Raw genomic sequence first — 12543 nt, 5'->3', positions numbered from 1 at the left:
TGTCTCAAAAACCAGCGCAGCTTTGCTGCGTCTGGATCTTAGTAGACTGTGTCAAACCACGACTTCATAATGCGCCAAACTTGGCGCAGTACCTTTCATTTCTCCCCCCAGAACAAAAGCCTTCTGCCCTACCCCCACAGACTCACCCCGTACAGTGATCACAGAACCATCCCGCAGGCGAACCTGACTGGTGCCGTTACCGTTTTTAGCTATGACGGTTGCGACTGTCCTGCCGTCTTCAGGGATCAGTGACTTGAATTGCAGCCAGATGTTGGTGGTGGCCATCAGAAGTGCCTCTCTAAATCTATGACCTGTGTTACTTTGCCTATTGCAGTTCTGACAGCGGAAGACAAACACAGACCCCGCCAATTACCAGAAACATCCTGCACCTCAACCAACTGCCCCGGCTCAATCAACCCGGGAGCGGTATTACTATCTGTCAGAGGCATCTCCAATGTAGTGATACTCTGATGCCCAGCCTTGGCCAGCTCATTCCTGCCTCTCTCTGTATTGACCTGCGTTTCAGTCAACCAGTCTTCCAGAATATCCGGTGCCGGTTTATCACCTGCAGTGCCCTGGCGTTTAACATTGACTGCGACGCCTGTGTGGGTGCCCGATACATAGACGGCATTGTATTCCGGCTCTGGCCTCCAGCTGGCACTGAGATTGATGACCATGCTGGCCGGTATGATTTTGTCCATGGTGGCAGTATTCCAGCTCCAGGGACTGGCCGGATAACGGGGTTTGATGTTCAGCTGGTCGGCATCCCGGGAAGGAATGATCACAGCACCTGCAGTGCTGGCCAGTCGAGCAACGACGGTCATGGCAGTTTCGCTCTGGTAGCTGAAGCTGCCTCCAGGGATGATCCAGTCGGGTGTGCTGTAGGCATCGAGTAGCGGATAGACTGCAGAGAAGCCGGTGTTGGCCAGCTCTTCAGTGATTGCCTGTTTTGCGTTGAGGTTGCTGCTGTTGGACTTGCTGCGTTTCGGTGCATAAGGTGCTGCCAGCAGTTGTGTACGACTGGTTCCGTAGATGGTGTATTGTTCTTGCCCGAACGCTCTTGAGCCGGTATAGCGCTCCACAATAAAGATCCACTTCCAGCCATTGATGTTGACTTCGATCTGTTTGGGGCCATCCTGATCGGGTTCTACTAATGCCAGGCTGCTGGCTCCCCAAAGCTCACCACTGAGTGCCCAGCTGAAGCTGTCAATGTCGAGGCTGATGTCCATGTTGCTCATCTCGATCGGTGTCCTGTCGGGCAGTGTCACCACACTGATGGTGTTCATAAGCAGATAAGTCTCCCTGATCTCTGGTTCTTCGGGTTGTGACTTTTCGATGACATCGATCTCACCGCCATAGTCACTGTCGACTGTGTCATCTTTGGCTTTTCTGCCGGGTCCCCATGGGATGATGACGGGTTCATCCTGAGTGCGGTTACTGCTGAAGGCTGACTGCTGCAGAGAGTCTCTTGGTTGGATGGCTCGATTCGGAGCACTCTCACCCAAATTGAAATACACCGCTGGGGTGGTCACTGGTGAGTAGCGTCGAGACTGAAAGTTGAAGTTCAGCAGTGCGGGTGCTGGTATCTGGTAGCCACTGATCGTGATCTGATGCGCTGGTCCGTACTCGTCACTGTGATCAAAGTGCTCAGTGTTCTGCCGATCTCTCTGCTTACCTTCCTGCCACTGTTCAGAGCTTTGCTGCTCTCTTGCCTGAATACTCTGATCCCTGGACTCATTGATGCTAAGTTCTTTCGCTGGTGGTTGTTGCCAGAGAGCCTGTTGTTGAGTCTGGCGATCACTGGCTTGCTGGTGACTGATTCTGACGGCTTCTTCCAATTCAGGCACCTTGCCCCAGAACAGTCCTAACTGTGAGGTTTCCAGAGTGTTGGCCTGATGACTACTTTGTTGAACACTGGCTTGAATCGTCATTGAGTGCTGGAACGGTCCCCGGGCAGATACCTGGTAGGCGTTACCTGTCTGCCACTGGCTCTGACAGACACTGACGACAGTGGGCGGTGGAATAAAGGCATAGGTTGGCTGCGGATAAAACTCAAAAAGGGAGGCGGGTTGATAAGCCTCCCGGGTAAAGCTGAAGTCTTGAGTCTTCTCAGGAAAGTAGGCCACTTAACTCTCCGGTACGATCTCGGGTATCACCGGGCCATGGGCCAGGGGGCGAGTGTAGGGCTTCGCTTTGAACTGAGCGTTGCCAATGGCCTGAACACTGTCGTCAAACCACCAGGTGGGTTCTGTGTTGTCACCTGTGCCAGCCACGGTGCAGAGGTAAACATAACCCTGAAAGTCGGCCGGACGTATAACATTGCCCACTTCATAGGTGGTGTTGGCTTGCCAGACTTCTCCATAGTCGTCCATGGCCACCACGATCACGGCTCCTTCATAGGGGCTGGTGTCCAGGGAGTAACTGCCACTGATGCTGTCGCTGAGCACACTGTTCAGAACGGCATGTTTTGTTTCCTGGCTGCCATCAACTTCCAGTTGCGCCTGAGTGATGGCAAAGACCCGGCGAGCCACCGGCAGATCGTCTTCCGTAACGGTGCCCTGAATGCAGGTGGTGTTGCCGTTTCCCGGGATGATGATACCGCCGCCATTGTCTGAAGAAGGTGGACCATTGTTGTCGCTCCAAACGACAGTGGTGTCGTCAGTGTTAGTCCACTGCAGTTCTGAGGCAATATTGTTACGGCTGGTGATGATTTTCAGTGGGTTGCCACTGTCTTCAAAGTCCCAATGCCAAACGGTCATAGTGGAGCTGGAAGACGAAGTGACAGGTATCGATGAATTGTTATAGGCATTGGTCAGTGTTGCCTGCACTACAAGCAGACCTTTAGCATTACCAGAAGCTGAACCATCCCCTCCTAAAATAACCCGAGTGAAGTTAGCAAATGTATTCATGCTAGAGTGTCCATAGATTGATTGAACCGTCTGGGTTACGCCATTGATTTTAATGACGACTCTATCCTGAACATTATTTTTAGAAGGATTGAAGGTCACCACCAGCTCGAATAATTCATCAAAGGGAATACTCAACTCGCTATACCCACGGCATCCCTGCCGAGTGCCGTAATAACCCAGCACTTTGACAATGCCGCTTTCTATCCAGATCAAGGTCTGATAATTAGTACCGCCAGCACTGCTGTTATCTGCAAATATTCGCAGTAGAGGGATGTTCTGGTCTGCTTGACTGGAATCCACCTGCAAAAGCGCATGAAAAGAAAAATCTCTTCTGCCATAGAAGCCTTCATTGTTACTGGCATTGGCCGGCGGACTTTCCAGCCGTCCTAAGAGGTTTTCTGGAGTAAACCATATTGCGGCCATCAGTCAGCATCCCCCCGAATCTGCAGTGTGAACTGGTCACTGGTTTCGGTACCCTGCCCGGCTAGCACGGTTCGGCAGATCCACACCGGAGCCAGACAACCGTCTGTATCAAAACGAATAACATTGCCCACAGCCCATCCGGTACCCCAACCCTCAGCCTTGATGGTGAAGTAAGGTGTACCAGTTTCCGGATTAATGGGTGCGGCATCAGCGGCAGTGGTGGTCGTATCAATAATCCCGAGCTTCTCTTCCACAATCTGGAAGGCGGAGCCGGACGTGAAAATAATCGCCCACTTTCCGAAGATGGCTCCCTTGTTGGTCACCACCAATGGATAGTTAATGGTGTTGTACTGGGCAGTCGTGTTATCGCCGATGCGCTCATCGGTCCAGTTGGGGTCGCCACCGTCCCAGACTTTCTGACTGAAGAAGTTGTGAAACCTGGCCTGCAGGTCACCATAAACCACGGCACTGCTAACCTGTGTTTCATTGGCCGGTAAGTCCCAGGGCACCGGAGCGATGATGGTGATCTCGCCATTAATCTGCACGTCGCTGGCCACGCTCATATGCTCGACCCGGTCCTTGATCGTAAACGGCGCTGTCAGACTGTTGCTCTCTGCATCTTGAAGCAGCAGTGGATCGGCAAAGGTAACGGTACCTGCTTCACGATCCGTCGTGTATTGGGCTCGATCGAGGGCCTGGCCCTGACTGTCCTCCACAGTGATCTCAGCCTGATGATCCCGGTTCAGGGTGACCAGTTGGCCAGCTGTGGGTGTGCCCGCATCGGTATTCTGGCTATGACTGATGACCACGATATCCCCCGGACGATAAATCGGCACCTGGCCATCGGGTGGCAGACGTACCGGGTCCAGACCGATCAGCTCAGCATCCAGTGGCAGGCTGGTTTCGACGATGCAGTTGTAGCGCACACTTTGAGGGATGACATAGATAGGATCGGTGCCATCGGTGAAGGTCAGCTCACACCAGCCGGAGGTGGCATCCATGGTGCCCTGGACCTCTGGCGTGTTAATGTCACCATTAAAGTCGGCGCTGGCGGTAATGATCTCGGCATTATCCACACGCACTGCAGTGAGCTGCAGGCTTCCGGTCCGGATGGGTGCACCTGGTGTCCTGAAAGCCACCGCATCGACTTTAAAGCCACCGGAGATGGTGGCAGCCGCCTGCACTGTTGCTGTGTTAACGGTACCCGAGGGATAAACGGCCAGTGTCGCCACGCCTCCGGTGTAATCTATTGTTCCCACAGATGATCCGGCATTCGTCTGACTGCTGACGTTTTTGTACAGCACACCGTCACGGTCAAAGTAGAGCTCCCCGTTCCATTCCAGAATGACACTGCCGGGCAGCAGTGGATCTTCAATCAGAGGCAGCAGGTCGATGGTCAGCTCAGGCATACTTAAGGTATCGGTATTCGCCTGGTGGCTGAGGCTGTTGCTCTGGGCCTTGCTGGTCACGGTGCTGCCTGAGAAAACTTCGGTCTTGGTGGTGTTGGTAAAACTCAGTCGGTATTTGTAGGATTCTCTACTGAGTATATACTCCGGATAGCTGTAGTTCTCTGTCGCCTGCAGGGTGAAATTCCCCGTCTGATAATCAATCGTGCCGGCAATATCACGCCAGTTGCCATTGCCATCATCACCGTAGCTTTTAAATCGCTGGGAGGTGGTCTGGTAGGTGGTGTAGTCACTGCTGCGACTGCCTGCATGCTGTGGCACATTATTTTGCCGATCCACCGAAAGCTGAACCTGAACGGAGCCTGGCAAGAGAGGCGCACCTGCAATGGTGCCGGTTATTAAACCTGAACCATCCACTGCCACATCCACAATGCCACCGGCTACTGCGCCTTCTTTGTACTGAATCTCAATCTCTGTGCCCTGGTCTGGCAAGGCATTCAACACAAAGCCCAGCTCACCCGGGGCGTAGTAGACACTGCCTGAGCCATCACCCGTCAACAGGCCGTTGCCCTGATCGGTCAGAGTCTTGGTTTGCTCACTGGCCAGATAGGTGATGACGACGCTGCCCGGCTTGATGCCAGGCTTGGCAGTGGTGTGCCGGAAAGAAAACTTATCTACCGCCACTGTGCTCGTTCTCAGGGTGATTTCATCATCCGCCTGGGCGATATAGCTGAACACCAGCTTGCTGTCAGGATCGGGCAATCCATCGAGAGTCACCGCCACGCTGCCAGTACTGAAGTCCATAGTGCCTGAGCCTGAACCAGCCAGCAGGCCATTGCCCGGATCGCTCAGGTCTTGCCATTTGCCCAGAGAGATATAGCTGACCACCAGGGTGCCAGGCTTGGGCTTGGCCTCAGCAAAGTTGAAGGTGTAGTTGAAGCCCCGGTTCTGGGCGGTGATGTCCAGGGTGCCACTGATGGCGGCTCCGGTGATGCCTGTGGCAGGTTGGTATAGGGCAGTAGCCGTACTGGTATAGTAACTGCTGTTGCGCCAGACGTTCAGCTCACCACTGTCATAGTCAATGGTCAGGTTACTGTAGTTATTGGACCCACTTTTGTGTACCAGCTGGCCGGTCTTGTCGTCTTCAAAGGTGCCGCCTTCTAACGACAGAGTCACGGTTCCTGGCAGTGCTCCCGTCTGCAGAAAGCCCCTGCTCTGGTTGCCAGAAAGATGCACAAAAGAAAGGCTGACATTGCGCTGGCTGGAGGAGGTGGCCACCATCCTCTTGGCGGTGTAGCCCCCGTACTGATCGACCACCGGACTTTCAACCCGGGCGCTGGGCACCAGAGGTGAATAAACGCTGTTGACCTTCACAGTCAGATCGCCCTGTTTAATGGCTGCTTTTGTCGGCTGGATACCGTAGTAGCGAGAAGTGTCTGCAATCTGTGTCGACTGCACTGAGGTCTTCGCTTCACTGGCTCCTTGCCCATCCACTGACATGACGGTCCCCGCAGGTGTGGCAGTGCCGCCAGCAAAGCGATCTATCAGGGCCGAACTGATCTCCATATCCAGCCGCCGACGTTCAAAGTCGACATAGCTGCCTTCACTGTAGGCATAGGTGAAGGTTTCGATACGGTGCTCTACTTTGGTGATGCGGACGTACTGCTCTTTTTTACTGTCACCGTTGTACAGTCGATAAACTTCACCAATTTCCGGCAGGGCTTTTTCTTCTCGCTGAATGCCGACAATGCTGCGCTGGCCTACCAGCTGATCACCCAGCAGTTCAAAGCTGGCAGAGGTGCCAGGCACCACATAGGCTTCGATCCGATCCCGGGCGGCATTGCGCTCATCAGTCTGGCTGTCGGTGTTGAACAGCAGCACACTGACATTGTCGTCATCCGGTGCATCGGTGAGGATGATATGACTGCCCAGATAAGCATCGTTGTTGTCGGTGCTGATGCCTATGTAGGCTTTACGCAGGGCGACATCACCAATGGTGCGGTCAATCCGGGAGATGTCCTGAAAGAGGTTATTCACATTCCCGTCGATCACCACAGTGCCAGTGGCCCGGCCACCGCCGTCCTCCTCGTCACTGAGACGCTGGCTTTCAAAGAGTTTCACGTCTTCGTTGTTGATGGGCATAGAAATTCCTTTTCTTAAGACGAAAAAAAACCACCCGCAAGAGTGGTTTTTATGTTGGAGAAGGGTTAGGTAAGAATTCAATTACCAGTACGGAGAGCCTTCCAAGTCAACTCCGTCCTCTTTTATATACGTCGACATACTCTGCGTGATGACTTCATTTTCAAGCAAAAATGCCATCACTTCTTCTGAGTTTTTGTTGGATAAAGATTCCAGAGAAAGCTCTTCATCTTTCATTCGACGAACAATTGTGTCGTACCAATTCATATCCTCGAGAGCCCTGCTTTCCCTTGACTCCCAACCAGGATACAACCTTGCTTCTACTAAAGCAGCGTTCATTTCTTCCAGATCTCTTTCCTGCAAAGATTTATCTGAAACTGATGCTACATTGGGCTCCAATTTACTTTTTTTGGACTCTGGAGCTTCTTGTGTGGTTTCTTCTGGTTTTCTTTTGCAGGCTTTTTCAACTTTTCGAGATTCCCAGGAAGCATCATCTTCAGGCGATTCAGACGTCTCAGGTTCAGAAAATGTAACCGACTTTCCCTCTGTTTTCCTTATATCCATCAGCTGACTTCCTTGTTCTACTGTCATACCAGTATAGTTGTCACGATGACCACTTCATGTGTCCTGTACTACCAATAATCGAAGAGAGAGCTGATAAAAATGATGGTCATCAGGATATGCAGAAGGTAGAACCTGCCTTGCTTCAATCGGGCTACCGTTAGTTCGGTCAAAAATGACAGTAAATTGACGCCCATCAGGAAGTTTCAGAAGCATGCTTTTATTGGCTAATTCACTGAGAGACTGCAGTTCAACGACTGTTGAACGATCTACCCAACCGGCGTCCAAACCTCCCGATAACTCTATGGATCTACCCGATTGTTTTGACTGCTCCTGGATCAGCAAGCCTCCGGTCAGGCTGCGATCCTGGCTCTGGGCCACCGGGTTCCAGTCGAACTCATTGATCCATAACAAATCGTCGGGCAGTGTGATGGTATCCAGTGTCATCAGGCAGACCTCATTCCGGCATTTTTCAGAGCTTCCAGCAGTCGTTTTTCATCACCGGGCTTAACGCCCACATCCACTTGGCCTCCCGGGTATTCCAGACGAATGACTTTCTCTGGTGATCTACTTTGGGTGGGCTGCCGTTGGGTTTGAATACGTGATTTTTCCTGTTGAGCTTGCTGCTCCCTTTGCTTTTGCACTTTCTCTTGCTGCTGAAGCTGAAACTGGCGCTGCTTCTCGGCCCGGATCGATTGATTGAGCGAGAGCGCCTTCTGCAAGTTACTCACCGCCTGAGCGTCACCGTCCTGTTTGGCAATGGCCAGCTCCAGCTCGAGGTCTTTCTTTCGGGCTTCATGGCGGCGTTGTTCGATATCGCCGTGCCTACCCTGGAGTCGGTCCAGTTCATCCTGGAGGCTGTCCAGTGTGCCTTGGGTGCTGTCTGACAGCCGTTGCATACTGTCGTTGGCTTGCTCGATGGATTGATTCAAACGATCCAGGTCTTGCTGGTCGAGCAGGTTCAGACTGTCAGCCAGATTCTGACCATCGCTGGCCATCTGTTGGGCAGAGACAGAGCCGTTTTCATAGCTCTGTACCAACGCTTCCAGAGCGATTTTCTGCTCATAGAATTCAGCTCTTACTGAAGCAGCATTGGTCGCTGTATCCTTCATCCAGTGTCCGATGCCGGTGGTATCCAGTCCGACATTGGCAGTGGCCAGAGCCTGGAGTTCCTCTTTGGTTTCAGCCAGTGTCGCTTTTAGCTGTCCCAGCTCACCCAGAGTGTCTGTGGTATCGATCTGGGTAGCGCCTTGCATGGAGAGGAAAGTGTCTTCTGCCTGGGCGCTGAGACCATAGAGTTCGGAGGTGATATTGTTGTAAAAACCCACCAAACCGTTGAGTGTGCCGGATGCACGTTCTGCTCCCTGTGTTTGTTTATTTCCGGCCTCATCCACGGCATCGCCCAATGACCGGGCTGCATTTGCAGCTGTGTGGGCACCGTCTTCCAGCTCGGCCAGTTTCTCTCTGCTGGCCGCTAATGCTTGGTTGTACTGTTCTTGGGTCAGGGTACCGTCAGCGAAGGCTTGAGACAGTTTCACGGCCAGATTAGCCAGCTCTGTGCGGGTTTCGGCAGCATTGATCTGCTTGAGGGCATCGGCGGCATCGGTGAAGGCTTTCTTAGCAGTCTGGGCTGACTGGACGTAGACCGAGTTTAGTTTGACGACGTCTTGCTCAACGGACGCTGTCGTTTTTTGGCTCTCATTACGGATAGCTTGCTGCGTACTTTGGCTGGATTGAACAATCGCTTCACCCAGCGACTGCCAGCTTTGGTTAATGTCCTGCACATCTTCTTTTACGGCTTCCCTGAAGCCCGCCGACACTGCTTTCAGCGATTCACCAAAGGACTGGAGTTTTTGGGCTGACTCTGTCGCGCCTAATGCATTCAACAGACTGCCCATCCCTCGGGAAACGGATGAGATAACTTCGCTGAACACCAGACCAAAAGACTTAACGGCCAGGGTAAAGCCATTAAACAAGAGCTGGACAGCATTACCCGTCAGAGTGAAGGTGTTGTTGAGACTGGTCAGGGTGGATGCAATACGCTGGCTGGCAGACTGAATGCTGGCCACCACATCTTCAAACGTCAGGCCAGTGAAGTTGGCCTTGATCGCCTCCCCCATCTGCACAAACGCATCACTGATGGACTGAGCCAGTCGAGACAGACGACCATCTTCAGACATAATACCGATCTGGTCGGAAAGGCTTTTGAGTTGATCCTTGGCATAAGACAATGCGCCACTCTGGGCCACTTCATCCAGAAAGTTCTGCCAGCTGTCTTTCAGGTTGCTGACGTAACCGGACAACAGGGACATATTCTCAGCAGCGGCACCGGCTGAACTCTTGCCAATTTCCTCGATCAGCAGGGCAATAGTATCCCGACCCAGTTTGCCCGCTGTAGAAAGCTTCTGCAGTTCCTGAACATTTTTACCAGTGGCTTTTTCCAGTAACTCCCAAACCGGTACGCCCCGCTCGACCAGTTGCAGGATCTCTTCGCCCTGCAACTTCTGCTTGGCCCAAGCCTGCCCAACCGCCAAAGAAATCCCATTCAGACGCTCCATGCCACCGCCCAGCTTGGAAGCCTGATCCACCATGGCCTGCATACTGCCGTCCATGGGATCGAGACCGAACGCCTTTAGTCGTACAAAAGCCTCCGCCACCTGCTCCAGCTGATAAGGGGTTTCACGGGTAAACTGCTTGATCCACTGAATGGCTCGTTCACCCTCAGCCACCGAACCCATCACGGCATTGAGCTGCACCCTCAAGCGTTCAAACTGATCACCTGTTCCCAGCAATCCCTGAATCGCCCGCTTGACGGTATACAAACCCACACTGGCAGCCACCAGAGCGCCGAACCGCTGAGACAGACGACCCATGCTGCCAGATGCCCGATCTGCATCTCGGGCTAACTGCCTGAAGCCGGAACGTTTGAAGGTGCGGGAAGATGTCTTAGCTTTGGCATCCACCTTTTGCAAAGCTGAAGCGGTTTCTTTCAGCTCCTTTTGCAGACGCTGCTGCTGGGCAGACAGATTCTTATTGGAAAGCCCCGCCTGCTCCAAACTGCTGCGTAACCCGGCCAGTTTCTGGCGCTGAGCCTGATAAGCTCGACTGGTTGAGACCACGGACTTACGAGCCGACTCCAGGGAACGCTGAAGGGATCGGGAAGGCTTCTCAGTCTGTTGAAACTCCCTGGCAAGTTTCTCAACCCTGACTTCCGCTTCCCGGTATGATTTGCCTGCATCTCTTACGGCTGCTGTCTGTTTTTGAAAAGACGACAAAAGACGATCTTGCTTCTGCAAATCAGACAGTTTTTGTTTGAGGGTTTGGGCTTCTTTGCGGAGGGACTCGAGGGAGGTTGCTGACTGGTAGACGGTTTTGGATAGGGAGTCTTTGGCTTTTAGTACCAGCCGAAGGGCGGATTCCTTTATCGATGACATGGCTCCCTCCATGAGTCAAATAAAAAAATCATATGAAGTATTAAATGCCTGATATGCTTACTCCTGATTAGTTAAATTTAACCTTCTGGGAGTAAGAACCTTGTTACATCTTTTCATCAGCTACAAATCTGAGGACGTGCAATATGTACGAGGTATTCAATCTATCGCTAAAAATTCAAATAACAAGATAAAATTTATTGACGAGTCCTTACCTGGACCAATAAAGAACGAATATGGCCATATAATCACAAAATCACCGCATCATGAAGCCGCTAGTGAAGTAAGAAACAAAATTCATCAACTATTAGAAAGAAGTAACAGACTACTTGTTATCATTGGAGAAAATACTCATAGCAGTGAATGGGTAGAATGGGAAATAGAAACTTTTTTAAATATACATGGTAATAATAAATATTTACTACTACTGAGACATAGAAATTGCTGTACTGCAGGTATGCCCAAGTACATCATGGAAGAAAAAATCTATGATTGGGATCAATCTACATTGTCTCAATGGCTTTCGAGCTAACCTAAAGGAGGGCAGCTAAGCTGCCCTGATTATGAAAACCTATCCTACTTTCGGAGGATTATTATCACGTTTTTTCCCTGAAGGCCTGCCGGGCTTTTTACTAGGCCAGTTAGGTACCACGGGGCGAGCAGCTGGAGCACGTTTAGGTTGGATCTTTGACATTTTCATTCACCACTGGTTGGTTTTTGGTTTGGATTTAACTCTTTCCCTCTATTTCCCTGAGCTTGATCATACTGACGATTTGTACCATCAGTCCCTGTATTTGGATTTTTCTGATTAGCCTGATTATCTTCAGGATCAATTTTCTTAGCCATGATAATTACACCATATTGCTTGATAATGCACAGGTAAGTATGAATATCTCTGGCATCTTTGTCAGGGGAAAAAACTGCATTTTCAGGGGAAAAATTCCATTTTCAGGGGAAAATGGCGTACACCCATTATATGATCTAAAATTCTCGTTTTCACCAAAACTATGAGCAACCCTATGAGCAATAGAGAAAACCCTATAGTTGTAGATCTATGCAATAAACTGGAAGAAAAATTAAAAACATCAGGAGTACCAAAAAAAGATTTTTTCACTAATTGTTTTTATTACTTCCACAATAAAGAAAATAAAGGATCACTTGAATCATATTTAAACAGAAATAAAATTTCAAAATTAAGAAAACAAAAAGATCCGGACAAAATCATTTTATTTCTATACTTCTTTGAAAACCACTTCGGCAAAAAATCTAAAAACCATCAAGAAGATAATAAAAATGCTGCTTTTGATTTTTATATAGAGCTTTCCAGCAGAGTAACGACAATAGCATTAGAAAAAATTTCAGGTTGCAACCGCTCTGCACTAAAAAGTATTTATTCATTATTTCAAAATCAAAGAGACATTTGTCATTCTTATGGAGAATCCTGTATTCAATTTCAAAAGTCATCAAACCAGTTTCTGACCAAACACATAAGACCATTCACCACAAAATGGCATCCCCAAATAGAATCAGATAATTACGACTGCATCACTTTCAGAAAGGAGCTTAGCGAGCTTCAAGCGAGGTCTAATGAGTATATGGAAACCCTTGAAAATATGAGTTGGCAAAAGTAACTCGGTCCATTGACCATCTATACTGCCTCAAATCAGAACACCT

General features: G+C 50.5%; 10 protein-coding genes. 2 read left to right on the top strand and 8 right to left on the bottom strand.

Annotated elements, in window-relative coordinates; genetic code table 11:
- Positions 1-51: 51 nt before the first annotated feature.
- The 7 genes from P6910_RS03650 to P6910_RS03620 all read right to left on the bottom strand — a co-directional run bounded on the left by P6910_RS03650 (position 52) and on the right by P6910_RS03620 (position 10872).
- Complete coding sequence (locus tag P6910_RS03650; protein ID WP_317144928.1) at positions 52-285, bottom strand: hypothetical protein; 234 nt, start codon at positions 283-285, stop codon at positions 52-54.
- On the bottom strand, positions 285-2126 hold the full coding sequence (locus tag P6910_RS03645) for a hypothetical protein (protein WP_317144927.1): 1842 nt from the start codon (positions 2124-2126) through the stop codon (positions 285-287). The genes P6910_RS03650 and P6910_RS03645 overlap by 1 nt, the downstream gene beginning before the upstream one ends.
- On the bottom strand, positions 2127-3332 hold the full coding sequence (locus P6910_RS03640) for a hypothetical protein (RefSeq protein WP_317144926.1): 1206 nt from the start codon (positions 3330-3332) through the stop codon (positions 2127-2129).
- A complete protein-coding gene (locus P6910_RS03635; RefSeq protein ID WP_317144925.1) occupies positions 3332-6880 on the bottom strand; it encodes a hypothetical protein in 3549 nt (1182 codons plus the stop codon). The genes P6910_RS03640 and P6910_RS03635 overlap by 1 nt, the downstream gene beginning before the upstream one ends.
- Positions 6881-6961: 81 nt before the next feature.
- Positions 6962-7441, bottom strand: a complete 480-nt coding sequence (locus P6910_RS03630) for a hypothetical protein (protein WP_317144924.1) — start codon at positions 7439-7441, stop codon at positions 6962-6964.
- Positions 7442-7495: 54 nt separating this feature from the next.
- Positions 7496-7885, bottom strand: a complete 390-nt coding sequence (locus tag P6910_RS03625) for a hypothetical protein (RefSeq protein WP_317144923.1) — start codon at positions 7883-7885, stop codon at positions 7496-7498.
- Complete coding sequence (locus tag P6910_RS03620; RefSeq protein ID WP_317144922.1) at positions 7885-10872, bottom strand: tape measure protein; 2988 nt, start codon at positions 10870-10872, stop codon at positions 7885-7887. The genes P6910_RS03625 and P6910_RS03620 overlap by 1 nt, the downstream gene beginning before the upstream one ends.
- A gap of 100 nt (positions 10873-10972) precedes the next feature.
- Between P6910_RS03620 and P6910_RS03615 the strand changes: the two genes are divergently transcribed.
- Positions 10973-11401 carry a TIR domain-containing protein gene (locus tag P6910_RS03615; RefSeq protein ID WP_317144921.1) on the top strand — a complete coding sequence of 143 codons (429 nt, stop codon included), beginning with the start codon at positions 10973-10975 and terminating at the stop codon, positions 11399-11401.
- A gap of 164 nt (positions 11402-11565) precedes the next feature.
- On the opposite strand, the gene P6910_RS03610 is transcribed toward P6910_RS03615, so the two are convergent.
- Positions 11566-11715: an alpha-amylase gene (locus P6910_RS03610; RefSeq protein WP_317144920.1), complete on the bottom strand. Its 150-nt coding sequence runs from the start codon at positions 11713-11715 to the stop codon at positions 11566-11568.
- 173 nt (positions 11716-11888) lie between these two features.
- Between P6910_RS03610 and P6910_RS03605 the strand changes: the two genes are divergently transcribed.
- Positions 11889-12500 carry a hypothetical protein gene (locus tag P6910_RS03605; RefSeq protein ID WP_317144919.1) on the top strand — a complete coding sequence of 204 codons (612 nt, stop codon included), beginning with the start codon at positions 11889-11891 and terminating at the stop codon, positions 12498-12500.
- Positions 12501-12543: the final 43 nt, after the last annotated feature.

The organism is Endozoicomonas sp. 8E, assembly GCF_032883915.1.
Lineage (GTDB): Bacteria > Pseudomonadota > Gammaproteobacteria > Pseudomonadales > Endozoicomonadaceae > Endozoicomonas_A.
Note: the sequence above shows the minus strand (reverse complement) of the source record. Positions and strands in the feature narration are given on the sequence as shown.